Raw genomic sequence first — 23,586 nt, forward strand, 5'->3', positions numbered from 1 at the left:
ATTATTCCTCTCCAGCTGCTGACAGGCCCTGAAGGTATTCATCAATTGCAGTCACATCCATCTCCGTGGTAACCTGTTCAGCCGCACCTTCTTCTCTTGTCAAAGCACGGTACCCAGAAAAGCCAATCCATCCCACGATGACCAGACACACCAAAGCGACACCGGCTCTCTGCAGCATACTGATGCGCTTTTGTTTCTTCATAATCTTTTCCCGGTTTGCTTTATCCTGTTTATATTTATCTACTTTTTCCTGACTCATGCGTATCTCCTTATCCTTTTTAAAATAAGATTTATCCCGTATGGAACACCATACGAAGTTATTATACTATATTTCACAAAAAAATGCTCATTTTTTTATGAGCATTTTAAAAAAATTTATTCTTTTTTGTCTACAGAACAACAATAATGCCTCCGTCATTGGCATACATACTGCTTACCCCTGCAGTGTCCATGATTATAACATCTTTCACCTTAATCTTCTGCAGAATGGCATCCCGCACCATATACGCCCGTTCCGGACAGTTGCAGTGCGTAATCCCCAGAATCCTGCCCGCACTGTCAGATGCTTTTTCTACTACATAGTCGACCATTTTCACAAGAGCCCTGTTCATCCCCCTTGCCTGATCCAGCTGACAGATGGTCCCTTCCCCGGTGGCGCCCATGACAGGCTTAATCTTGAGAGCGGTTGCCACAAAAGCCTTAAGATTACTGAGCCTTCCGTTTTTTCTAAGAGTTTCCAGGCTCTCCAGAACAAAATACGTATTCTGTTCCGCAATATAGGCCTCAACCGTGTCAATAATATCATCAAAATCCATTCCCCGTGCTTCACACTCTTCAATTTTCAGGGCAATCAGGGTCTCCCCCACGGAAGCAGATCTGGAATTAAACACATAAATCTGCTTATCCGGATTTTTTTCATGGACCAGATTCATTCCCAGCACTGCACTGTTATAGGAACCGCTTAATTCTGACGACAGCGTGACTGCATACACATGGTCCGCATCGCTTTCAAATGCTTTCATATATCTTTCAGGAGAGGGACAGGAAGACTTTGGACAGTTAGGACTTTCTGCCACACGTTTCAGGAAGTATGCCTGATCAAATGTTTCGTCATCTATAATATCTTCTCCGTCTACCGTAAGAGTCAGAGATGCTCTGTCAAAGCGGGGATCCGCCTTTAATCTTTCTGGTAATTCTCCGCAGCTATCAATTACAACTTTATAACTCATATCGTCCTCTTTTCTATACTATGTAGTATCAAATACCATGTTTTATCTTATCACAAAAGATATTTTTTGAAAAGGCCTTTTTACCGGAAAACTCTAGGATTTTTTAAGTTTTTGTTTTATAATAATCCGGTATGTAAGTTAAGCGAAAGGAAAGATACCAATGATTGCTCTGAATATCCTGGATATCAGGAATTTTATGTCTAAATTACTGGGCGGGAACTCTTTTGATACCTTCTGGTTTGTGGAAGCTTCGATTACCACCTATGTGACCTTTACCATAGACGGGAGTCTGCACAAAGATTTTTTTGACTCCTCTCTGGCCGACTCCCTGCATCTCGAGGAGAGAGATTATACTCTATGGAAAGAAGTAAAACCCTTCTGCTTTTCTATTATGCGGGGAAAACATACCCCTCTGCATTTTAAAATCATTTTCCGTCTCTCCCCGGAACACACCGCTGTACTGCTGGCAGACAGAAAGCTGGCTTACCGGCCTGAAGATATCAACGGCCTGTTCCTGAACTTCCAGTATGACGGCCGTCAGCTTACCTGTACCACCGGAACCTCCCTGAAGGTATTCACACTGGATAAATCACTGGATTATGCCTGGGACGAGATGCTGAGAGACTTTTTTAAACGGGAGGAAATCACAGTACAAAACCTATAAAAAGGCCCCGGAACCTTTCTGCAAGATTCCGGGGTTCTTACCATTGATCCCCTTTTATTTGGCCAGAAGCATCATAATCTCATTGCTTCTTGCAATGAACTTTGTCATTGCCTCCGGTGTCAGCTGTTTGTGGCTGAGCATCGCCAGATCGTAGAGCTGTTCACAGAATAGTTTGACATTGTCACCCTCTTTATGGTCCGATACGTACTGTACCAGCTTGTTATTAGCATTCAGTATTAAGGTCTCGCTGCTTCCAAACATACCAGGATCCATGCCATACATATTGTACATTTTCATCATATCCTGCATTCTTCTGCTTTCCTCGGATAAGGTCATCATAGAAGAAATATTCTCATTTTTCAGCTTTTCTACCTTTACTTCCAGCTTTTCATTGTCCAGAGCCTTTCGGAATACATCTGTAAGCGTTTTTGTCTCTTCCTCCAGCACGTCCTGGCTGTCCTCTTTTACGGACGCGTCCAGCTCAGAATCTATTCTCTGGAACTTTACTTCTTCTTTCAGCTGCTCCACATGGGAGATGAACGGCGCATCAATATTGTGCTTCAGAATCACTGCGTCCAGTCCCTCTTCCCTGAACATATTAATATACTGACTCTGCTGAATCTCGTCTGTCACATAATATACCGTGGTTTTTTCCGGTTCTTTCTTTTCCTCCCCATCATCAGAGGTTTCCTCTGCCTCCGTACTTTCCTTCGGCGCTTCCTCTTCCTCTTTCTTGTTTTCTTTGATGCAGTCCTCCAGCGTCAGATATTTCCCGTCAATGTTTTTATAGAGAATATAGTCCATCATCTTCTCTGAGAACTTCTGATCCTTCAGACATCCGAATTTGATAAAGGGGCTGATATCATCCCAGTATTTCTCATAAGACTCTCTGTCTGTCTTGCACATACCCGTTAGCTTATCAGCAACCTTTTTGCTGATATAATCTGAAATCTTCTTTACAAATCCGTCGTTCTGAAGCGCGCTTCTGGAGACATTCAGCGGCAGATCCGGACAGTCAATGACACCCTTCAGAAGCATAAGGAATTCAGGAATTACTTCTTTTATATTGTCTGCGATAAATACCTGGTTATTATAGAGTTTTATAGTACCCTCAATGGAATCATACTCCGTATTGATTTTGGGGAAGTAAAGAATTCCTTTTAAGTTAAAGGGATAATCCATGTTCAGATGAATCCAGAACAGAGGCTCCTTATAATCCATAAATACTTTTCGGTAAAAGCTCTTGTAATCCTCCTCTGAGCAGTCGTTGGGATGTTTCATCCACAGAGGGTTTGTATCGCTTAAGGATACCGGACGTTTGTGAATCTTCACTTTATCTCTGGCAGGAGAAACCTCTACAACTTCTTTTTCCCCGTTTTCGTTCTCTTTTTCCTCTGTCTTCGCTTCCTCATGAATATGCTCTACAACAACATCATCATCTCTTAAGTCCTGTTCATCAATGGTCTCAAATTCCTGCTCTGCATTGGCTTTGGACAGGAAGATTTCTACCGGCATAAAGGAGCAGTACTTTTCTATGACCTCCCGTGCACGGTACTCATTGGCAAACTCCAGGCTCTCCTCATTCAGGAACAAGGTAATCTCTGTCCCCACAGTTGTCTTTGTTCCTTCACCGATTTCATACTCGGTTCCTCCGTCACACTCCCAGTGAACAGGAACCGCTCCCTCTTTATAAGAAAGGGTATCAATATGAACTTCATCCGCAACCATGAATGCCGAGTAAAAGCCCAGACCAAAGTGTCCGATAATCTGATCGTCACTGGTCTTGTCCTTATATTTCTCTAAGAATTCAGTAGCCCCGGAAAATGCTATCTGTGTAATATACTCTTCTACCTCATCGGCCTCCATACCGATACCGGTGTCTATGAACTTCAAAGTCTTCTCATCCGGATTAACAATAACCTCTATTTTGCTCTTATAGTCTTCCGGGAAGCTGTATTCCCCCATAATCTCTAATTTCTTTAACTTTGTTATGGCATCACATCCGTTGGAAATCATCTCGCGGAAGAAGATATCATGATCGGAATACAGCCATTTCTTAATGATTGGAAAAATATTTTCACTGTTAATTGATAAATTACCACGTTTATTATCCATGATAGTGGTCACTCTCCTTTTCTGCTGAATTTCTATGTTCTTTAGCTTTTCCTCTGATTCGTTTATCTGGAATTTATTTTAATACCCTCCTATGGAAAAGTCAAGAGAAAATTAGCACTCATTTTGATTGAGTGCTAACAAACCATTGATTCAGGAATTTTAATTGTAACCTCTGCGCCTTTAAGATAGTCTGCGTTAGTAAGAATTAGTTCGCCTCCATGTCTTTTTGCCACCATACTGGCAATATATAACCCCATGCCATAGTGCAGATTAGAAGAACGGCTTTCGTCATCCATATAAAATTCTTTTGCTGCGTTTGTGAGAGCCTTAGGAGAGAAGCCCGGTCCGGAATCGCTTACACGGAACACTGCCGTGCCATCCTTTACAGCAGCATAGAATGCTATGGTGCCTCCTTGGGGGGTAAAGTCTGCGGCATTAGAAAACACATTTAACAGAGCTCTGTGTAACAGCCCCTGATGGATGTGGAGGGCTGCGGGAAGTTCACCTGTGTCCCAGCGCATCTCTATTTCCTTAGCCGTCAGCAGCCCTTCTACCGTTACATACAGTTCCTCCAGAAATGCCCGGGTGTCCACACAGCGGATCTCTATGGGAGCACCGCTCTCTGTCTGAGAGATATCTATGAGTGCTTTCACATAATCCTGCATGGTCTGTATGCTGCTCTGGATATATCCGCAGTACTCCTCCTGTTCCTCTGTCAGTTCTGACTCCTGAAGCAAATCAGTATTGCCCCTGATAATCGTGAGAGGCGTTTTCAGGTCATGAGCCAGCGCAGCCATCTGTTCCTTCCTTGACTGCTCCAGCTTCCACTGCCTCTCCAGAGACTCTTTCAAAGCTATGCGCATCTGCTCCATGGCATTAAGTACCGTATTGATCTCTTTAATGCTGCTTGTCATCATAGAGAATTCCAATTCCCGGTTTTGTATCTTTCCGGCCGCCGATATCAAAGGATGCAGCTTTTTCTTCAGAGAACGGCCAAAGCAGACAGAGATAAAACACGTGTAGGAGAGCAGAATCACAAGCACTGCTGTCAGGATCAGATTTTGTGGATTGGGAAGATACCTTCTAAGTTTCGCTGATTTAAACTGGGGCATTATTTGAAATCTCAGTACACAATACCCGTCAGCTACCGGAGCAACTTTATAGTAATTTCCCAGCCTGTCCGCACTCTTTCCCCGGACAGCGCTCCATGCATATTCGCTCTCTCTTTTTCCGATGCTTCCCTCACGCATGGTTCCATCCGGATCAAACACCGCATACTGGCACAATTCCGGAATGTCCTCCTTAGTTACCTGTCCTGCAGCGGCTATCTGGCCGCAGGCCCGGTCAGCCTCCTTCTGTGCATAATCAGCAGCATAGACCATCTGGTTAAAAACAAGAGTATTAAATATACAGACGGCACAGAAGGCGGTCAGCAGTGCCCCCGCACAAAGATACATGAAATACTTTAAAAAGAACAGGCTTAGGGAGACTGCTCTTTTTTGCTTTATACTTCCCATTTATATCCGATCCCCCATACTGTTTTGATAGGCGAATACTCTGCCTGTTCTAATTTTATTCGAATATTTTTAATATGCGTAATAATAGTAGAGTCATTGCTTTCCCCGTCATATCCAAATACATTTTCATATATCTGTTCTCTGGAAAACACCTGGCCTTTGCTGCGGGCCAGAAATTCGCATATTTCATATTCGGCCGGTGTCAGCTGCATAACCGTGCCGTTCACTGTCAGCTCTTTGGATGACAGATTAAACTGTGCATTGGGAACTGAAAGCCGTACATAATGTTCACGGTGTTCCCTGCGCAGATGCGCTCCTATCCTGGCCCGAAGCTCATTTGCACCAAAAGGTTTGCAGATGTAATCGTCGGCTCCTGTCTGCAGCCCGTACACAAGACTCTGCTCCTGCGTCTTAGCTGTAAGAAACAAAATCGGACAGTCTGTCTTGCCCCGAATTTCTTTACACACGGTAAACCCATCCTTCCCGGGCATCATGATATCCAATAATATCAAATCAAATTGCTCTAACTGTACGGCTTCAAGCATCTGAGAATCGGAGACGACGGTCACCTGGTGCCCGTCCCTGGACAATATTTTCTGTATCATTGTTAAAATTGCGGTTTCATCATCTACTGCTAAAATATTTGCCATCTCTATCTATTCTCCTTTTATAAAAATTATACCCTCAAGTAACTCACAAGTATAGGTTAATCATTAATTTTACGTCCGTCCCACCTGGAAAACCAGAGTACTCCCGCAAGCAGGGACAGGATGGTAAATCCTACGCATACTGCAGCGGCAGTCTTTCCCCGGACTTCAGAGATAGGATCTAGTATGCCCAGATATTTCTGCAGATACAGACCCGGAAACCTGGAAATCCACGCACACGGCACATACACCCAGATATAAGTCCCCAATCCGGTAAGCAGAAGGGCAGACACCAGGCTTTCCATGATCCCCAGTCCTACAGAAATTCCTTTGCCAAACCGCAGACTTAGAAACAAATGCCAAGTGTATAATGAAATACTGCTCACAAACAGCACCATCCCCGCCATCCAGTAAACCCAAAACCCTGCCTCAGTCCTTCCCAGCAGACAGATATTTCCGGCTCCGAACATTGCGCTGGCCATGAATATTGCTGCCGCTTCAAACACAAGGAGCTGCAGCAGTTTACTGATGAAAGACACTGCCCTGCAGGGGACGGAAAGCATATTCTGCAGGCCCCCGGAAGCAGTTTCCTGTTCTACAGCTATCGCGGAAAACACCCCCAGAAGAATGGGAAGAGCAACTCCCAAAACCTGAAAATAGGCCTCTAACTTAGAGACAGGATTCCAGGGCGCAAAGGCGTAATATGTCAAAAAGACAGCTGCTGTTCCTGCCGGAACCAAGCCATGTGCCCGCCGTACTCCCAGCCGCCTTGTTTTCATTACATCAGCTTTTATATACCGAACCAGCTGTCTCATGCTTCTCCCTCCCTTCCAGCAAACCATCGGACTGTAAAAAAGGTCAGGACCACAAGCCACAGGAGTGATAGAAGAACGCCGGGAACGATCACACCCATACCTGAGAGCGGGCTTCCTTTTGGAACGGGCAGGCCGTTGGGCTGAATTCCCAGCACCGGGCACATCAGGCGCACAGGAATAGCGGAAGGACAAATCCACCAAATCTTTGTATCCGCAAGAGCGGCAACTCCCCCTGCAGACAGTGCCATGCTGAAAAAAACACAGGCGAACAGCCCAAACCTTGCACTCAAAAACAAATAAAGCGGTATTGCCCAGAGATAGGATATGCTAAGCAGCAGAGCTCCAAAAATGCCTTCCTCAGGAGATATTGTGGTTCCAAATACCATTCCTCCCACAAGTGTACCCCCAAAAATAAGGATGTTTGACAGGAGAAGACATACACTGCAGTATATTATTTTTCCCATCCAGCCGGCCTCTGCCGGAATACCAAGTGACAGCATCGTACTGAAGTTGAGTTCTTTGTCCTTCTGTATGCACAGGTAACAGAGTACAGCCATCATACCAGGAAGCAGCATAGTATACCACCAATTCCATGTACCGGCGGGGAGGGCATTCTCAATACCGCCTGTCAGAGACAGTACGAGGAGAAGAGTTATCGCCGGAGTCACCGCCGGCAGTTTGCTGCCAATGGTATGCTTTAATTTCAGGTGTTCTGTTTTTGTCAACCTCCACATATTATACGCCCCCCCTCCTATTTTCCTTCACCACTTCCATAAACAAGCCCTCAAGATTCTCCCCCGGCTGAATCCTTCCGCTGTAACCCAGCACGCCCCCGGCCATAATCCCAATATGGTCTGCTGTCTGCACTACCTCCGAGAGGATATGGCTGGATAATATGACTGTGATTCCTTTCTCCGGAAAGGAAGTAATCAGCCCTCTGAGCTCCTGGATTCCTATGGGATCCAGACCGTTTGTCGGCTCGTCTAAAATCAGTAACTTGGGGTCATTTAAAAGAGCAAGGGCAATCCCCAGACGCTGTTTCATTCCCAGTGAAAAATGTCCTGCCCTTTTCTTTCCTGTATTATCAAGTTCTACGATATGCAGCACTGGGGCGATACAAGTGTCAGGCAATCCCAAAATTGTTGTCCTGACCTTCAGGTTTTCCCATGCTGTAAGATTTTGGTACACAGGGGGCGTCTCAATCAGAGATCCTATCTGGCCCAGATCCTTTCTGCTCCAGGGATGACCGCGGAACAATATATCCCCCTCACTCGGGTGAAGTATCCCTGCAATCATCTTCAGCACCGTTGACTTTCCAGCCCCGTTCGGCCCCAGGAGACCATAGATAGAGTTTTCCTGTATTTTCAGGGATAGGTGGTCCACCGCGGTCTGCTGCCCAAAGCGCTTCGTCAGATTTCTGGTTTCTAAAATTTCCCTCATAATAAAATCCTCCATTCACTGTCTAACTTCAAATATAAACATAACAGTTAAATATGAAGAAATGCTGAAGACAGAATCCCTTTTTCTTCCCGGCCGCTTATGGTATACTATGCAATAAACTTATCAATCAAATTTAAGCGAGGTACATACATGAATAAGGCTATTTTCTGGGACTTTGACGGAACATTAGTCCACTCTCAGCACCTTTGGAGCAATGCGATCTATGAAACTCTGCTTCACTATATTCCTGACACGCCGGTAACTTTTGAGGAGATACGGGCTATGACCTTTGATCTCTATCCCTGGGATACCCCGGATGCGGATTTTACACAGATCACAGGAAGCCGCTGGTGGAAGCACATGGAAAGAAGGTTCTCTGATAAGTATGTAGAGGCAGGGGTTCCTTTGGATACTGCACAGCAGGCAAGTACCCACATCAGGGAAAAGATCCTTCAAAAAGAAAAATACCATCTGTATGAGGACACGCTTTCTGTCCTTGATGCCTGCCGGATGCTGGGGTATCGCAATTACATCTTATCCAATAATTATCCGGAACTGCCGGAAATGGCCAAAGCTCTGGGACTTACCTCTTTTTTTGACGGCATTATCGTCTCAGGGCTGGTGGGATATGACAAACCCAGAAGGGAAATCTTTCAGATTGCCCTAGAGACTGCTGACTTTCCCGAAGTCTGCTATATGGTAGGGGATAACCCTGTTGCTGATATACAAGGCGCACGCCAGATGAAGATTCCCGGCATACTGGTCCACCGGGGAGAACACCCGGATGCGGACCATTGCCTGGACACCCTCACCCAGCTCCTATCCATTCCCGGTTTCCGGTAACAAAAAAATACGGCCAGACCCGACGTTTTGGCGGTCTTGCCGTATTTTATAGGTACATCTTCTATTTATGGATCTTACTGTACTCTTTTACCGCATCCACAATAGCAATAAGATTTTGGTTCGGCGTGAGCACAGGCACTGCGCATTCCGGGGAGATCAGTACGATGCCTGTATCCAGAAGATCAAACACCTGCTTTTTTATCTCCTCCGGCGTGCCTTTGAACAGAAGCTTCGGATTGTTCACTCCCCCTGTAAGCAATATCTTATCCCCGGCGAGCTTCAGCATTTCCCCGGCATCATTTCGGGAATCAAAATGAAAGGCTTCAAATCCTGATTCGCTGATGAGGGCAATGCGGTCTAAGGTCTTTCCGCAGGCATGCATAATCACAGGGCCTGATTTTTTCAGCCACCCATGATTTATCCGCTTATGGATTGGCAGCAGGAACTCTTCATAGGCTTTGGGGCTGCAGAGATCCCCGCTCACGTGATCGCCCCACAGGATAATATCCGCGCCGGCTTCAAACTGGGCTTCCGCAAACATGACAGAGACAGGGGCGAACGCCTCCAGATAGGCAGACGCCTTCTCCGGGTCCAGAGCGGTTTCTAATAAAAACTGCTCGGTACCGCACATATTATAGGCCGTTGTCCATGGGCCAAATACTTTTCCGATGATTGCCACTTCATCCCCATACCGTTTTTTCAGAAGACGAATGGCATCCAGCACTACCTTAACCGGCTGCCGGTCCAAAAAATCAGAGGGTATCTTTACTTGGGACGGATCCTTTATGGGATGGCGCCGTATCACAGGCATGGCATCCCCTTTTCCCCACTCCACCTCTGCACCTAAGGCTGCGGCGGAGTGCACAACGCTGAACTTCGGCATAACGGAATCAAATCCCAGAAGTTCTCTTCCGGCAGCAGCCGCTAAAGCCATCTTTTCCCCGTCCAGATGCACATCAGGGAATTTTAAGCCGTATGCTCGCATACTGTCCATGGTAATTACTGACGTGGGGTTAATAACCGGTGCTCTGTCCACCGGCTTTCTTGCAAAAGCTGCCATAACTCTTTCTTTTGATGTCATTTCCATATAACTGATTCCTCCTTGCTGTTTCTTTCCTCCTGTTAGCAGACATTCCTCTGCCGCCGCCCCGGATAGCAGACTGCGGCCAAAAGCAGTCTGTGCTTTATGCGGGCATCAGGATGCCGGGCAGCCATGTTACAAGCTCCGGTACCAGTGCAATAATAAAGGTTAATACGCTGAGCACCAGGACATACGGCCAGACCAGTCTCATAACCTCTCCGATTCTAGCCTTCGCAAGGCTGGAGGAGATAAAAAGAAGTATCCCCACCGGAGGTGTCACTGCCCCGATAAGCAGAGTAACCACTGTGATAACGCCAAAATGTACCGGGCTGAACCCGTAAGCGGCTGCCATGGGGGCAAGAACAGGCACCATGATGATCAAAGCTGCGTTGGATTCCATAAAAAGGCCGATGATAAGCAAAAATACTACAATGATAATGATAAAGATATTAGGATCTGCAGTGATCCCATGGAGTACAGCTCCAATCTGTGCAGGGAAATTATTAATGGTTAAAAGCCAGCCGAAGACAGAGGCGATACCAATGATCAGCATAGGGATTGTGGTGGCAACCGCTGCCTTATACAGAATGTCTTTGATGTCCCGAAGCTTGATATTCCCGCTGGCAAATCCCACGATAAATGCGTACGCGGACGCAATAGCCCCTGCCTCTGTAGGCGTAAAAATGCCGGAAAGAAGACCTACGATAATTATAACAGGCATCAAGAGCGCCCAGAACGCATCCTTAAAGGCAATCCAGATTTCTTTCATGCTGGAACGCCGGTGGGTGGGATAACCCCTTTTCGCCGCCACATAATAGGAAAGAGCCATCAGGGAAATTCCAAACATGAGTCCCGGTATGATGCCTCCGATAAACATCTGTCCCACGGATACACTTGTCATAGAGCCATAGATTACCATCATGATACTCGGCGGGATGATAGGCCCGATGGTAGACGCAGAGGCCAGTACTGCCACCGCATAATCTTTGTCATATCCCTCATCCAGCATGGAGGGAATGAGAATGGAGCCAATGGCTGAACAGTCTGCGGACGCTGATCCGGACACCCCTGCCATAAGCATACTGGATAAAATGGTAACCTGCGCATGGCTTCCCTTAAAATGTCCCACCAGCGCAGATGAGAACCGTACCAGCTTCTTCGTGATCCCTCCCCGGGTCATCACCTCCCCCGCCAGAATAAAGAGAGGCACTGCCATCATGGAGAAGGAATCCAGCATTACAAAGATTCGCTGAGGCGCCACGATTCCCGGCAGATTTCCCTGTACCAGCAGAGCGATGATAGAAGACGCTCCGATGGCCACGGCAATCGGCATTCCCGTAAACATCAGTACGAAAAACAGAATAATTAATACAAGTATTACCTTCATATTTATGCCTCCTCTTCGGGTACCGGGACCTCAATGTGAAAGCAGATTTCATAGAGTATGCAGGCCCCAAACACAAAGGAACAGAGATACCCGAGAAACATTCCAAGATAGGGAATTCCAATGGGTATGCGCATGGCTGGAGTGGGGGTAAAAAATGTCTGTCCCATCAATATGGCCGTATAAATCCCCAGGTATCCCATAACCCCCATAATGACCAGCGCATAGAAGGCTTTTACCCATTTCTGCACAGGCGCGGGAAGCTTGGAGGAGAGAAAATCGATTCCGATATGCTGGTCATGCTTCAGTGCAATGGAACTGGCCATCATGATAGCAAAGATTCCAAGATATCTGGCAATCTCCTCTGTCCAGAGGAGCGGTTTGTTGAATACATACCGAAAGAGCACCTGAAGCAGGGTAGCTGCCAGTATTCCCAGAAAGGTAACTGCGGAAATCCATTCTATAATTTTCTCAAGGATATAGATAAACCGAAAATAGATTCTGTGCGGAATTGCTTTTTTATCCATATGTATACCTCATCTGCTTTACTCTTTCAGCTTTTGAATACTGTCCATAAACTCCTGGGCATTTAGTTCCTTTACATATTTTTCCTGCACGGAGGCACAGGCATCCATAAGCGGCTGGCGGTCGATTTCGTTCAGTTCACATCCGGAATCCACCATTGCCTGCAGGGCGGCCTCGTCTGCCTCCAGGAATTTTTCCCATTCAAAGTCTGTGGCCTCCTTCATGGTATCCAGCATAATCTGCTGTACGTCCTCCGGAAGTGACTGGAATTTCTGTTCATTGATGAGGGGACAGATGGTGCTGAAAATATGGTTGGTCCTTGCAATGTATTTGCCTACCTCATGGAATTTGCTGGTATACATGGGCTCTGCAGCCACCTCAACTCCCTCTACCACACCTGTCTGCATGGCAGTATACACTTCGCTGTAAGGGATAGGCGTAGGATTGGCTCCAAGCGCGGTGAACATATCAATATAGACCGGTGTCTCAGGCGCACGCATTTTGACTCCCTGAAAGTCTTCCAGCTTTTCAATTTTTTTGTTGGTGGTCATCATCACCCGGAACCCGGAACACCATCCGGCCATCATGCGGATTCCGTTCTGTTCCAGCAGTTTGTCTGCCAGTATCTGACCCGGTTCTCCGTCCAGGCTGGCCCTGGCATGGTCATAATCCTCAAATAAAAACGGCAGATCCAACAGCCCGAATTCCGGTGTTATATTCATAATGAGTGCGGATGTGTTCAGAGTCATATCAATAGTTCCCAGCTTTAGGCCTTCCAGCACATCTCTTTCCCCTCCCAGCTGGGCGGCAGGATAGACTTCAATCTTGACTCTCCCGTCTGTTCTCTCATAGATAAGGTCTGCATAATGCTTTATAGCAACATCATAAGCGCTGTCTATGGCTGTGTGGTGCGCCAGCTTTAGCACTACGGTATCTCCGGAGGCCGGCTTCTCCTTTTCTGCGGTTTCTTCTGTACCGCTGTCCTCTTTGTTTTCCTTTGTCTCTGTCTCCTGTTTCTCCGGTGCCTTATTGCAGCCTGCCAAAAAGCAGCTGCATGTCAAAATCGTACCCAATGTTAACGCAATTACCTTTTTCATCTTCATTTCTTACCTCTCCTTTCGTTCTAAGAGAACTCACCTCTCCTCTTCGCCCCCGCAGAAGAAGTGCGCAAAAATTGTTTTCTCTTTTATGAGTTTTGGTATTGTTATTGTATAATAATATGTTCCCCTAGGCTATCGCGCGATAACATAAAAATGTTTTCGTTTTTTGTGCTGTCAACATAAGAAATGAACCAAATATCTATTTTTTATTGTTTTTCATAAAGTAATGAAGATATTCCAAGAATTCCCTGTCTGAAACCTGCTGCATAGGGTTTACTCCTAATAATTCTCTGATTTTATTAAAACGGAATACCAGGGTGTTTTTATGTACATAGAGTTCTTTGCTGCTAATATTAAAATTATAGTTGTTCTTTTGCAGGGTTTCTGTGAGCTCCAGGAAATTTTCCCTGGTTTTCTCATCCATCATATTTTCATATACTCCATAGATATCCCTGTATTCAACCATGGCGATTAAACTTTTCATATATTCATTTACATGTTCGTAGAAGTAGGATACCTTTTCTTTTGTGTTGTTTTTCAGCCAGATACAATGCTGATAGCCTGTCCTGTACTTTTCATACCTGTCCTGGAAGGTCCCGACACAAAACTGATATCCCGCACCTGCCATGTCCAGATAATTTTTACAATACGAGATATACTCCGTCACCGTCTCTTTATAACTGGATAAGCTCTCTGGCACAGGCTTAAAGCTCTTAAAGATCACCAGCTCCTTATCCCGAACTACTGATATAATATCCTGTCTGCTGTACAACGCACTGTCTTTCAGTTTTCTCTGTACCGTTGGAACATCTGCCATATCGTCCAGCAGAAGGTAGACAGGAAGGCGGATATACTTTTCCTCCCATCCCAGGGTCGCTGCATCTTCCCGCAGCTTTTCTATATCTGCAACTTCATTCGTAAGTATTCCGTAGATAAAACGCTCCTTCATACTTTTTCTCTGTGCGCTCTGCCTGTGCTGCAATTCAAACTCATACATAGTCTCGATGGCAAACTGCATCACTTTACCTATCTCCCGGACTTTCGCAGGTTCACCTGTGACACCAATAGCGCCTATCCGTTTTCCCTTTTGAATCACCGGCAGCATCACCCCTGGACGCACCCCTAAATATTTTCCACCATCGGGAACCTCTATAATATCTTCATCCCCATGGATAATCCAGTAGGCCACTTCATGAAAATCTCCAATCCGCTCTGCGTCTTTGCTGGCTATAATCACGCCTCTCTCATCCATAATATTAATATTATATTCCGTAGACTCCCCTGCCTTTTCAATAAACTTTTCTGCCAAAAAATTATCCAGCAATGTAACATCTCCTTCATTTTACATTTTCTATCTATTTTAGTTCTTTTCATGATAACATTACACTTTTTTAATGTCTAGCAGATTATAAATCTGGCATTTTTTTACAGTATTTTCTGTTCCAGGAATACAATTTATCTATCAATATTTGGTTTCTTAACCCATGAGAATATTCCCTGGCTGTGATATACTCAACAAAATCAAATAGATCCATTACCCCCGCAGTGGATTCAAAAGGAGGACTCTATGACTATTAAAGAACGTATTCTGGCTACTCTGAAGGGGGAGCCCACGGATGCTTTGCCTTTTGTCCCTCGCCTGGATATATGGTACAATGCAAATTCCAGAAATGGTACTTTGCCGGCCCCTTACAGACATGCCACACTGAAAGAAATAACCGATGATCTGGAATTGGGATACCATGCAATTATTCCGGATTTTAAGGATTTTATAAACCCGGAGGACGGGGATTTGGATGTAGGCATAGGTATTTATCATCTGAAGAACCACCCTTACCGGTTAAAGCTCCACAATGTCAGACGCACCCATCAGTGGACAGGCGATGGTATTCTGAAAGTCAGATATGAAACGCCGAAAGGCGATATCACCACCACTGTTGTGCACAATAAGGAGATGAAAAAAAACGGGATTACACTGTATGTGATTCGTGAACATGCCATCAAATCCCCGCAAGACTATGCTGCTATGGCATATATTTTTGAAAATATGGAAGTAATCCCTGATTACAGCAATTACTCACAGTTTCAGCAGGAATACATCGGTGATCGGGGGGTAGCAGTTGCCTTGTCTGCCATGTGGGCTTCCCCCGGCCATTATCTGATTAAGGAACTGATGGCTTTTGATACGTATTATTATGAACAGTACGATAATCCGGAGGAGATGGATGCTTTCATACAGCAAATCACTCCTTTTTGCCAGAAACTTTTTGATGCGGCAATCAATAGTCCTGCGGAAATTATTCTGTCCGGAGCCAATTATGACGCATCATTTACCGCACCTGCAATGTACGAGGAATATATTCTTCCGGCTCTTAGGCAGCAGTCCGAAATCGCCCACAGCAAAGGAAAATTCATAGCAACTCATACAGATGGAGAAAACACGGGACTTCTGGAATTATATAAACGGTCTGGTTTTGATCTTGCAGATTCTATCTGCCCTGCACCTATGACCAAAATTTCACTGGAGGATACCCGGCGCATCTTTGACGGAACGTGTACCATCTGGGGAGGAATCCCCTCTATCTCCGTATTGGAGGACTCTATGGATGATGTGACGTTTCAGAGATTTATAGATCAAAAATTTGAAAATCTCGGGCGGGGAGATCACTTGATTTTATCTGTAGCAGACACCGTGCCTCCTGCCGCCAAGTTTGAGCGGATTCTCTATCTTCAGAAAAAAGCCCGGGAATTTGGTCCTGTAATGCCTTCCTTATAAATACAACAAGGCACAAATCTCTAAAATCATCTGAGATTTGTGCCTTGTGTTCCTCCGAACTATTTTAAAAACATCCTCAAAAGCTTCTCTTTTCCTGAAGTATACGGCTGATAACGGATGGGGAGATCGATCCAGTTGTATTTTTTTACCATGCTTTTTTTATGGCTGAAGGTATCAAAACTAAGCTTCCCATGGTAGCTTCCCATACCGCTGCCTCCCACACCTCCGAAGCCCATCCGGGAGGTCGCCAGATGGATAATGGTGTCATTCACACACCCGCCTCCAAAAGAAAGGCTGCCCAGGATCTTTTTTTCTGTCTCTCTGCTCCTTGTAAACAGATAGAGGGCCAGGGGCTTTTCTCTCTCCCGGACAAAAGAGACAGCCTCCTCCAATGTATCATAGGTGAGGACCGGGAGAACCGGTCCGAAAATCTCTTCCTGCATGACAGGAGACTCCCCGGTAATGTGATCCAACACCGTAGGCGCTATCTGCAGAGTCTTTTCACAGCCATATCCGCCCTCCAGAATCTCCTCCCCCTGAATAAGTCCCAGAACCCTGCGGTAATGTTTTTCATTGATCATCTTGGGATAATCCGGGTTTTTCAGGGGCTCTTTCCCCAGCATTGCGGTGATCCAGTGCCGAACATACCCCAGCAGTTCTGTTTTGACAGAACGATGCACTAACAGATAGTCAGGCGCCACACAAGTCTGTCCGCTGTTCAGATATTTTCCGAACACCAGACGTTTGGCAGCCAGCTTCAGATCAGCAGTCTCATCTATGATACACGGACTTTTTCCTCCCAGCTCCAACGTAACCGGCGTAAGATACCTGGATGCCTTTTCCATCACCATTTTTCCCACCTGAACACCGCCGGTAAAGAATATATAGTCAAACCGCTGCTCCAGTAGCTGGGTATTCTCATGGCGCCCCCCCTCGACCACAGCCACGTACTCTTCCGGAAAAGCCTCACTTATCATCTTTTTGATTACCGCTGAGGTTGCCGGGGAATAGGCAGAGGGCTTCAGGACACAGCAGTTGCCGGCGGCAACTGCACCGATCAATGGTTCCAGGCACAGCATAAACGGGTAATTCCAGGGGGACATAACAAGGGTTACCCCATACGGCTCGGGGATTACATAGCTTTTCGCATGGAACTGAGACAATGGGGTCAGAACCTTCTGTTCTCTCATCCATTTTGCCAGATGCTTTCTTGCATAAGAAAGCTCACTCAAAGTAAGCCCTACCTCTGTCATAAAGGATTCAAAGGAAGATTTATTCAGATCCGAGGATAAAGCCCTTTGTATTTCCTGTTCGTTCCTTTTGATGGAAGCTTCCAGCCGCTCCAGCGCCTTCATTCGGAACCCGCAGCTTCTGGTCTTTCCTGTATAGAAATATGCTCTCTGCTTTTTTACTAATTCTTCAATCTCCATAAATACCTCCCTGAAACTTCTGCATCTATGCCTGTTCTGATTTGGTAACCGTAAGTATACTCCATCTTTCAGGTCCTGTCAATTTAGTATGCTTGTTTTAGAAGCTCCAGAATATCTCCCACTCCGGCCTGCCGGGGATTTACTATCATTGCTCCGTCATTGACCGCCGTGTTCGCCGCCTGCTGAAAATCTTCTTCCTTTACGCCCAATTCCTTCAGGCTAAGGGGAAGGCCGCAGACATTGTGAAGTCTGCTTTCTATATTGCGTATCTCCCTTATCAGCTGCTCTGCCCTCTCCTTTGCAGGTGTTCTGCTATAGATGTCGTCCCCCGCCAGGTACAGCAGGAGTTCCCCATACTCTTTTCTGCATTTTTCCAGGTTATATTCCATTCCGTAAGGCAGGAGTACAGTCATAGCATCGCCGTGGGGGATATGGCAGACACCCCCAAGGGCATGCCCCACCGCATGGACAATACCTACCATGGAGTTGGAAAAAGCGGCGCCTGCCATCATAGATGCGTTTGCCATTGCAAGCCTTGCCTCTTTATTTTTTCCGTTTGCGGCGGCCTTCTCCAGGTAGGTGCCGATCATCTTTACAGCAGATATAGCATAGGCGTCACTGAGAGGATTTTTCTGAAGGCAGCTGTATGCCTCAATGGCATGGCATAGGGCGTCCATCCCTGTGGAGGCAGTCATCCTGGGAGGTAATGTCTCTGTCATACGGACATCCAGAACCGCCACATCTGGCTGAAGATAGTAAGAGATGAATTCCATTTTCAGCTTTCTTGCCTCATTTTTTATTACTGCCACCAGAGTGGACTCGGATCCGGTTCCGGATGTTGTGGGGATGGCGATGAAGGGGATCTGCTCTCCTCTTTTCATACTCTCACATCCAAGAATTTCCATAATGTCCCCCGCATGCTGGGAGAGAATTATCCTTGCGCCTTTTGCAGTATCGATCACGGATCCGCCGCCCACCGCTACAATGCCGTCGCAGTTATTTTCCTTATAATAGCTTCCGATACGGTTAACGACTTCCAGGGAAGAGTCTGCAGGGATATCTGTATAGATCCCCCCAATCTCTGTTCCCCCTGAGAGAAGGGCATCCAGCACCACCTGGAGGGTTCCCAGCTTTTGCAGCATCCGATCCGACAAAATCAGAGGCCGCAGGCAGCCCAAGTTATCTAGTTCCACCGGTATATTTTCCAAAGCAAAAGCTCCCGAAAGAATCTTCGCAGAGCTCTGAAATTCATAATATTCTGGTATCATAGTTTTATCTTTTTCCTTTCTCTGATGCACCGTCAGCTGGCCCCGCCGGCCGTTCTGGCAGTATAGGTAATCTTATTCTCTCTTGTCATCCGGTAGCGTCCTGACAGAATTCCCCCTGCAATACGGATGTACAAGCCAAGGGCACTCATCTCTTTTTCCGGGATCTCCTTTAGAATTCTTCGGATAATAAATTGGGGAAACAGATATGCTTCCGCCAAATCCACACTTCTTGAAAAGGACATGGCAGTCCCAATATCACCCTTCATGGTAAATCCGTGGGCGGCATAAGCCCCCGCGATTCCCATCTGTCCTGTGAAAACTAAAAAGGCACTGTCAATACTTTTAAACTGAAAACAGGTATCATAGTCAGACTGTACCCTGGGATCCAGCCGCTCCAATCCTCTGCCGGTCTTTCTGATATATAGACTCGGACCATCTTTCTGGCACTGCAGACAATATGTCATTCCATGTTTCCAGCTGTCAACCTCTCTTTGTATCCGGGAATCTCTTTTGTATAATTCAAACAGCCCTCCGTAGAGAACATAAAGGACAATTCTTTCTGTTCTCTTCTTTATACGGTTGCTCCATTTCTTTTTCCTACTCATGTTGTTCATAGATCCGTCACCTTTGTCCTCATTCAGTTTACAGAATACCTCTTTATTGGTATCTGCTGGAAGTATATCATATTTTTATTTGTATTTCAATTATTTTGATTTACAAAATATTTGAAATAAAAAGGGGACAGGGGAAATTGAAAATGGGACACCCCTGCCCTAATTTGGGACGTGTTCTTTCTAGAAAGAACACGTCCCAAAAGTTGTCCCCAAAATACTTCTGGCAACGCTGATACCGTTTGCAGATGCCTGCTGCAGCCCTCTGGTGACGGATGCTCCGTCCCCCACTGCCCGCAGTCCTTTGATGCTGGTCTGGAATTCTCTGTCCACAACTACTTTATTGGAATAGAATTTTACTTCCACCCCGTACAGAAGGGTTTCATCGCTTGCAATCCCCGGGGTTACTTTATCTAGGGCATCAATCATCTCAGCAATATCTACCATGATCCTGTGGGGAAAGACCAGAGACAGATCTCCTGGTACTGCGTCTTTCAGGGTTGGAATCAGGTTATTTCTGCACAGCCGCTCTTCTGTCGTACGCCGGCCCCTGCGGAAGTCGCCGAAGGTCTGCACCATGATTTTGCCGTCGCAGAGCATATTGCTCAGCTGGGCAATCTGTTTGCCGTACTCGATGGGTGTCTTGAAAGGTTTCGTGAAGTTTTTAGACACCAGCAGAGCAAAGTTGGTGTTATTTGTCTTATATTCCTGAGATTTGTAAGCATGTCCATTGACCACTGCCAATCCATTTTCGTAGTATTCCGTGGCGACCTCTCCGGAAGGGTTTGTGCAGAAGGTACGCACTTTGTCGTCAAAGGTAGGTGTGTGGTACACCAACTTTGCCTCGTAGAGGTTCTTATTCAGAAAATCCATCACCTCGTCCCGCACTTCTACACGCACCCCGATGTCTACGGTTCCCACATTTGTCTCTATGCCGTGGTCCCGGCAGATGTGGCTGAACCAGTCTGCCCCTTCCCTTCCCACAGCGGCCACAAATTCTGTGCCCTCATAGCGTTCCCCGTCTTCTGTCACTACTGCCTTTGCCTGATTGTCTGTAATCTCAATATCTGTCACCATGGTATTGAATTTCATCACAATCCCTTGTTCCAGCAGAAAATCCTGGAGACGGTGATAGATCTTGTATCCCTCTTCCGTACCCAGATGGCGGATGGGACACTCTACCAGCTTAAGATTAGCCATAATGGCTTTTCTGCGTATCTCTCGGATCTCTGCCTCCTTGTCCACACCGTACACCTTTGTGTCTGCCCCGAACTTCAGATAAACATTGTCGGATTCTTTCAATAATTTTACAGTTTCCTCATACCCAAGAATCTCGGGAAGATTTCCTCCTACATCAGGAGATAAAGACAATTTCCCGTCTGAAAATGCCCCTGCTCCCGCAAAGCCTGTGGTAATGGCACAGGGCTGACATCCCATACACTTATTCGTTTTCCGTTTGGGACACTGCCTTTTTTCAATCGAGCGCCCCTTCTCAATCATTAGAATTTTCATATCCGGTTTCTGACGAATCAGCTCATAAGCGCAGAAGATACCGGATGGTCCTGCCCCGACAATAATTACATCATATTTGTTACATCCCATTTGTGTCTCTCCTTTTTCTGTCTCTCACAGCAGTAAGCTGCCCGACAGTCTGCCCTCTAAAGGCCGGCCTGACGGACAGCTTACTGCTGTTCTGTCTTTTCCATGTAAAACGCCTCTCAGCCCTCTACAATCAGATACTGCCCGTTGGGCAGTTTGAACACTTCGCTGGCTTCCTCCAGCTCATCATTGCTCATGGTTTCTACATCCATCCCGCTCTCGTCAAAATATGCCCGAACTTCCTCCATGGAATCCACCACAACAGCCATGCAGTCCTCCAGAAACGCCTCTGCTTCTTCCAGTGTCTCTGCCACTGGTTCATCAAATAACTGTTCTTGATGACTTAAGAAATACGCCAAACACTCATCACTGTACTCTTCCATTATACTCTGCCTCCTTTTTCTATAATTTTCTTTAATACAGGTTCTACTCTCTCTGCAGAATATCTGCAGATTTGTCTTACCCCTTCCTGGGCATTGGTCATAGCGTAACTGTACTTTACCGCCTGCAGCATTTCCACGTCATTATAGTGGTCTCCAAATGCCATACATTCCTCCGGCCGGATCCCCAGCTGTCTCTGCAGCCGTTTTATAGCGCTGCCTTTATTCGCCCCCACAGGAGTCATATCCAGCCAGACACTGCCGGATGTGACTACAGTTACTTTTGATCCGAAGGTTTCCTTCCAGTAATCTTCTGACTGAGCAATCCCCCTTTCGTCGTACACTGAGATCTTCATATATTCTTCTTCTACTGCGAAAATGTCGTCTACAACGGTTACATGATTCTTGACAACATTGACCATGTGATTATAATAAGCGGGGCTCTTCGGCTGAATATAACAGGTACGTTCCCCGGATAGCAGAATCTCTGCATTGTCCTTATTCCATATGGTATGCATGATCTCCTGTCCTAATTCTCTGGGCAGGATATCTTTATGTAATATTTTATTTTTATACTGTGAGAGGCACCCATTTTCCGCAATATAGGCAATTTCTTCCCTCACAGGTGCAAACAGGCGTTCCAGATTGGGAATCTGTCTGCCGCTGGCAGCCACAAACAAAATTCCCATTTGCGTGAGCCGGTGTACCAGCTCCCACATCTCCGGTTCCAGATCGCGTTTTCCATCCTGCAGAAGTGTGCCGTCCAAATCGCTGGCTATCATCTTAAGCATACTGTCCATCCTCCAGGATCTCCAGAATTTGCTCCGGATGCTCTATCAAAAACTTAGCGTGATGTTCTCTTAATTCTTCTGCGGGCCGGAATCCCCAGGTTACCCCCACGGTATCCATTCCTGCAGCTCTTCCTGTATCCATATCTGTATTCGTATCCCCCAGGTACAGACATTCCGCCGGCTTTACTCCCAGCTTTTCAGCAAGGTACAGTGCTCCGTCCGGCGACGGCTTTTTGGGTATCTGCTCCGTCTGGCCCTGGATCATGGAGAAGAAACCCTTACCAAAAATAGTCTCCACCACATGAACCGCTTCCAAGTGGGGTTTGTTGGAAAATACGGCTATCTCTAGTCCCATGTGCTTTACAGCCTCCAAGACCGGAAAAATCCCCGGCATTGGCTTTACATGATATAAGGGATCCATGGCAAACCACTTTCGAAAAAGAGTTTTCCCTTCCTCATAGTGCACCCCTGCGGTATCCCCGGCTGCTGCCAGAGCTCTTTTCAGTGCCGTATCCACACCATCTCCGGCAAAATAATTATAATCTTTCACCGGCTGTGGGGGAAGGCCAAAGTGCTCCAGTACCATATTCCCTACTCTGGCAATAGACTCTACCGTGTCCGCCAGTGTGCCGTCCAGATCAAATATACACAGTTTATACATGAGAGATCCCTCCTCCGGGAATCCCTGCCCTTTTCAATTCCTGATACAGGCGGCTGACAGGAAGCCCAACCACATTATTATAATCTCCCCGGATCTCCTTCACAAATACGGCAAACCTCCCCTGTATTCCATAGGCGCCTGCCTTATCCATGGGTTCACCGCTCTCTACATATGCCCGGATCTCCTCCCGATTCATGGGATAAAATGTCACTGCCGTTTTTTCTGAAAATGTATGGACCTCACTGTGTTTCCCCTTCCGGACGATAAAAGTCACACCCGTATAGACCTCATGGGTTTTCCCCTGAAGGCTCTCGAGCATTTCTGCCGCCTCCTGCTTTGTAGAAGGCTTTCCCAAAACTTTTCCCTGAAAAAAAACGATGGTATCAGCCCCCAGTATAACTCTGTCTCCCCGAACCTTTTCGGCAATATCACTGCACTTTAGAAAGGATAATTCCTCCACTATCTCACTGGGTTCTGTCTTTGTAATTGTTTCCTCTGCATCACTCGGCCTTACCTCAAAGGAAATACCTGCCTGCTGCAGGAGTTCTCTCCGTCTCGGCGATGCTGATGCCAGTATCACGGGTTCCATAATAACATCTCCTTGTCTGCTCTATCACTCTTTATATTTTCTGCTCTCCTGTCTGTCAGCCGGAAACAGAACAGCCTGTCATCCAACCATATTATATCCTACGCTGTGACAGCAGACAAGA

At 46.2% G+C, this 23,586-nt stretch carries 24 protein-coding genes; 3 read left to right on the top strand and 21 right to left on the bottom strand.

Going from position 1 to position 23,586, the window contains the following annotated elements; genetic code table 11:
- Position 1 precedes the first annotated feature (1 nt).
- On the bottom strand, positions 2-259 hold the full coding sequence (locus BUA56_RS10535; RefSeq protein WP_072851413.1) for a hypothetical protein: 258 nt from the start codon (positions 257-259) through the stop codon (positions 2-4).
- 130 nt (positions 260-389) lie between these two features.
- Complete coding sequence (locus tag BUA56_RS10540; protein ID WP_072851415.1) at positions 390-1,229, bottom strand: DegV family protein; 840 nt, start codon at positions 1,227-1,229, stop codon at positions 390-392.
- A 160-nt stretch (positions 1,230-1,389) separates the two neighbouring features.
- Here BUA56_RS10540 and BUA56_RS10545 point away from each other — a divergent pair, with 160 nt between their 5' ends.
- Positions 1,390-1,893, top strand: a complete 504-nt coding sequence (locus BUA56_RS10545) for a DUF5721 family protein (protein WP_072851417.1) — start codon at positions 1,390-1,392, stop codon at positions 1,891-1,893.
- Positions 1,894-1,947: 54 nt separating this feature from the next.
- On the opposite strand, the gene htpG is transcribed toward BUA56_RS10545, so the two are convergent.
- From htpG to BUA56_RS10575, 6 genes are all read right to left on the bottom strand, one after another.
- Positions 1,948-4,008, bottom strand: coding sequence for a molecular chaperone HtpG (gene htpG / locus BUA56_RS10550; RefSeq protein ID WP_072851418.1), 2,061 nt, complete (start codon positions 4,006-4,008; stop codon positions 1,948-1,950).
- Between the two features lie 134 nt (positions 4,009-4,142).
- Positions 4,143-5,525 (bottom strand): sensor histidine kinase, encoded by a 1,383-nt coding sequence (locus BUA56_RS10555; protein WP_072851420.1) that lies wholly within the window; start codon positions 5,523-5,525, stop codon positions 4,143-4,145.
- Complete coding sequence (locus BUA56_RS10560; protein ID WP_072851422.1) at positions 5,513-6,175, bottom strand: response regulator transcription factor; 663 nt, start codon at positions 6,173-6,175, stop codon at positions 5,513-5,515. Before BUA56_RS10560 ends, BUA56_RS10555 begins: the two co-directional genes overlap by 13 nt.
- A 56-nt stretch (positions 6,176-6,231) precedes the next feature.
- Entirely contained in the window at positions 6,232-6,987 is a 756-nt protein-coding gene (locus tag BUA56_RS10565; RefSeq protein ID WP_072851423.1) for a lantibiotic immunity ABC transporter MutG family permease subunit, read from the bottom strand.
- Entirely contained in the window at positions 6,984-7,721 is a 738-nt protein-coding gene (locus tag BUA56_RS10570; protein WP_072851425.1) for a lantibiotic immunity ABC transporter MutE/EpiE family permease subunit, read from the bottom strand. Before BUA56_RS10570 ends, BUA56_RS10565 begins: the two co-directional genes overlap by 4 nt.
- Position 7,722: 1 nt before the next feature.
- The gene (locus BUA56_RS10575; protein ID WP_072851427.1) at positions 7,723-8,427 is read right to left on the bottom strand and encodes a lantibiotic protection ABC transporter ATP-binding protein; all 705 of its coding nucleotides are present in this window, start codon (positions 8,425-8,427) and stop codon (positions 7,723-7,725) included.
- 150 nt (positions 8,428-8,577) lie between these two features.
- On the opposite strand from BUA56_RS10575, the gene BUA56_RS10580 reads away from it, so the two are divergent.
- Complete coding sequence (locus BUA56_RS10580) at positions 8,578-9,270, top strand: HAD family hydrolase (RefSeq protein ID WP_072851429.1); 693 nt, start codon at positions 8,578-8,580, stop codon at positions 9,268-9,270.
- A gap of 61 nt (positions 9,271-9,331) precedes the next feature.
- Here the strand turns inward: BUA56_RS10580 and BUA56_RS10585 are convergent, their stop codons facing one another.
- The 5 genes from BUA56_RS10585 to BUA56_RS10605 all read right to left on the bottom strand — a co-directional run bounded on the left by BUA56_RS10585 (position 9,332) and on the right by BUA56_RS10605 (position 14,684).
- The gene (locus BUA56_RS10585; protein WP_103711216.1) at positions 9,332-10,357 is read right to left on the bottom strand and encodes an MtaA/CmuA family methyltransferase; all 1,026 of its coding nucleotides are present in this window, start codon (positions 10,355-10,357) and stop codon (positions 9,332-9,334) included.
- A 97-nt stretch (positions 10,358-10,454) separates the two neighbouring features.
- A complete protein-coding gene (locus tag BUA56_RS10590) occupies positions 10,455-11,738 on the bottom strand; it encodes a TRAP transporter large permease (RefSeq protein ID WP_072851433.1) in 1,284 nt (427 codons plus the stop codon).
- Between the two features lie 2 nt (positions 11,739-11,740).
- Entirely contained in the window at positions 11,741-12,262 is a 522-nt protein-coding gene (locus BUA56_RS10595; protein WP_072851435.1) for a TRAP transporter small permease, read from the bottom strand.
- A gap of 18 nt (positions 12,263-12,280) precedes the next feature.
- A complete protein-coding gene (locus BUA56_RS10600) occupies positions 12,281-13,363 on the bottom strand; it encodes a TRAP transporter substrate-binding protein (protein ID WP_072851437.1) in 1,083 nt (360 codons plus the stop codon).
- A 196-nt stretch (positions 13,364-13,559) separates the two neighbouring features.
- Positions 13,560-14,684, bottom strand: coding sequence for a CdaR family transcriptional regulator (locus BUA56_RS10605; protein WP_072851439.1), 1,125 nt, complete (start codon positions 14,682-14,684; stop codon positions 13,560-13,562).
- Between the two features lie 243 nt (positions 14,685-14,927).
- Here BUA56_RS10605 and BUA56_RS10610 point away from each other — a divergent pair, with 243 nt between their 5' ends.
- On the top strand, positions 14,928-16,136 hold the full coding sequence (locus BUA56_RS10610; RefSeq protein WP_072851441.1) for a uroporphyrinogen decarboxylase family protein: 1,209 nt from the start codon (positions 14,928-14,930) through the stop codon (positions 16,134-16,136).
- Positions 16,137-16,195: 59 nt separating this feature from the next.
- On the opposite strand, the gene BUA56_RS10615 is transcribed toward BUA56_RS10610, so the two are convergent.
- The 8 genes from BUA56_RS10615 to BUA56_RS10650 form a co-directional block, all read right to left on the bottom strand.
- Positions 16,196-17,566, bottom strand: coding sequence for an aldehyde dehydrogenase (locus tag BUA56_RS10615; protein ID WP_072851444.1), 1,371 nt, complete (start codon positions 17,564-17,566; stop codon positions 16,196-16,198).
- Between the two features lie 83 nt (positions 17,567-17,649).
- On the bottom strand, positions 17,650-18,834 hold the full coding sequence (locus tag BUA56_RS10620) for an iron-containing alcohol dehydrogenase (RefSeq protein ID WP_072851495.1): 1,185 nt from the start codon (positions 18,832-18,834) through the stop codon (positions 17,650-17,652).
- 32 nt (positions 18,835-18,866) lie between these two features.
- Complete coding sequence (locus BUA56_RS10625) at positions 18,867-19,448, bottom strand: SCP2 sterol-binding domain-containing protein (RefSeq protein WP_072851446.1); 582 nt, start codon at positions 19,446-19,448, stop codon at positions 18,867-18,869.
- Positions 19,449-19,628: 180 nt separating this feature from the next.
- On the bottom strand, positions 19,629-21,047 hold the full coding sequence (locus tag BUA56_RS10630) for an NAD(P)/FAD-dependent oxidoreductase (RefSeq protein WP_072851448.1): 1,419 nt from the start codon (positions 21,045-21,047) through the stop codon (positions 19,629-19,631).
- Positions 21,048-21,163: 116 nt separating this feature from the next.
- Positions 21,164-21,427, bottom strand: coding sequence for a glyoxalase (locus BUA56_RS10635; RefSeq protein ID WP_072851450.1), 264 nt, complete (start codon positions 21,425-21,427; stop codon positions 21,164-21,166).
- Complete coding sequence (locus BUA56_RS10640; RefSeq protein ID WP_072851452.1) at positions 21,427-22,215, bottom strand: Cof-type HAD-IIB family hydrolase; 789 nt, start codon at positions 22,213-22,215, stop codon at positions 21,427-21,429. The genes BUA56_RS10635 and BUA56_RS10640 overlap by 1 nt, the downstream gene beginning before the upstream one ends.
- Entirely contained in the window at positions 22,208-22,876 is a 669-nt protein-coding gene (locus tag BUA56_RS10645) for an HAD family hydrolase (protein ID WP_072851454.1), read from the bottom strand. Before BUA56_RS10645 ends, BUA56_RS10640 begins: the two co-directional genes overlap by 8 nt.
- A complete protein-coding gene (locus BUA56_RS10650) occupies positions 22,869-23,465 on the bottom strand; it encodes a Maf family protein (protein ID WP_072851456.1) in 597 nt (198 codons plus the stop codon). The genes BUA56_RS10645 and BUA56_RS10650 overlap by 8 nt, the downstream gene beginning before the upstream one ends.
- Positions 23,466-23,586 lie beyond the last annotated feature (121 nt).

The sequence above is a fragment of the Lactonifactor longoviformis DSM 17459 genome (assembly GCF_900129135.1).
Taxonomy (GTDB): domain Bacteria; phylum Bacillota; class Clostridia; order Lachnospirales; family Lachnospiraceae; genus Lactonifactor; species Lactonifactor longoviformis.

Coding starts and splice junctions, on each gene's coding strand:
- BUA56_RS10535 (WP_072851413.1), bottom strand. CDS start 259: ATGAGTCAGGAAAAAGTAGATAAATATAAACAGGATAAAGCAAACCGG.
- BUA56_RS10540 (WP_072851415.1), bottom strand. CDS start 1,229: ATGAGTTATAAAGTTGTAATTGATAGCTGCGGAGAATTACCAGAAAGA.
- BUA56_RS10545 (WP_072851417.1), top strand. CDS start 1,390: ATGATTGCTCTGAATATCCTGGATATCAGGAATTTTATGTCTAAATTA.
- htpG (WP_072851418.1), bottom strand. CDS start 4,008: ATGGATAATAAACGTGGTAATTTATCAATTAACAGTGAAAATATTTTT.
- BUA56_RS10555 (WP_072851420.1), bottom strand. CDS start 5,525: ATGGGAAGTATAAAGCAAAAAAGAGCAGTCTCCCTAAGCCTGTTCTTT.
- BUA56_RS10560 (WP_072851422.1), bottom strand. CDS start 6,175: ATGGCAAATATTTTAGCAGTAGATGATGAAACCGCAATTTTAACAATG.
- BUA56_RS10565 (WP_072851423.1), bottom strand. CDS start 6,987: ATGAGACAGCTGGTTCGGTATATAAAAGCTGATGTAATGAAAACAAGG.
- BUA56_RS10570 (WP_072851425.1), bottom strand. CDS start 7,721: ATGTGGAGGTTGACAAAAACAGAACACCTGAAATTAAAGCATACCATT.
- BUA56_RS10575 (WP_072851427.1), bottom strand. CDS start 8,427: ATGAGGGAAATTTTAGAAACCAGAAATCTGACGAAGCGCTTTGGGCAG.
- BUA56_RS10580 (WP_072851429.1), top strand. CDS start 8,578: ATGAATAAGGCTATTTTCTGGGACTTTGACGGAACATTAGTCCACTCT.
- BUA56_RS10585 (WP_103711216.1), bottom strand. CDS start 10,357: ATGGAAATGACATCAAAAGAAAGAGTTATGGCAGCTTTTGCAAGAAAG.
- BUA56_RS10590 (WP_072851433.1), bottom strand. CDS start 11,738: ATGAAGGTAATACTTGTATTAATTATTCTGTTTTTCGTACTGATGTTT.
- BUA56_RS10595 (WP_072851435.1), bottom strand. CDS start 12,262: ATGGATAAAAAAGCAATTCCGCACAGAATCTATTTTCGGTTTATCTAT.
- BUA56_RS10600 (WP_072851437.1), bottom strand. CDS start 13,363: ATGAAGATGAAAAAGGTAATTGCGTTAACATTGGGTACGATTTTGACA.
- BUA56_RS10610 (WP_072851441.1), top strand. CDS start 14,928: ATGACTATTAAAGAACGTATTCTGGCTACTCTGAAGGGGGAGCCCACG.
- BUA56_RS10615 (WP_072851444.1), bottom strand. CDS start 17,566: ATGGAGATTGAAGAATTAGTAAAAAAGCAGAGAGCATATTTCTATACA.
- BUA56_RS10620 (WP_072851495.1), bottom strand. CDS start 18,834: ATGATACCAGAATATTATGAATTTCAGAGCTCTGCGAAGATTCTTTCG.
- BUA56_RS10625 (WP_072851446.1), bottom strand. CDS start 19,448: ATGAACAACATGAGTAGGAAAAAGAAATGGAGCAACCGTATAAAGAAG.
- BUA56_RS10630 (WP_072851448.1), bottom strand. CDS start 21,047: ATGGGATGTAACAAATATGATGTAATTATTGTCGGGGCAGGACCATCC.
- BUA56_RS10635 (WP_072851450.1), bottom strand. CDS start 21,427: ATGGAAGAGTACAGTGATGAGTGTTTGGCGTATTTCTTAAGTCATCAA.
- BUA56_RS10640 (WP_072851452.1), bottom strand. CDS start 22,215: ATGCTTAAGATGATAGCCAGCGATTTGGACGGCACACTTCTGCAGGAT.
- BUA56_RS10645 (WP_072851454.1), bottom strand. CDS start 22,876: ATGTATAAACTGTGTATATTTGATCTGGACGGCACACTGGCGGACACG.
- BUA56_RS10650 (WP_072851456.1), bottom strand. CDS start 23,465: ATGGAACCCGTGATACTGGCATCAGCATCGCCGAGACGGAGAGAACTC.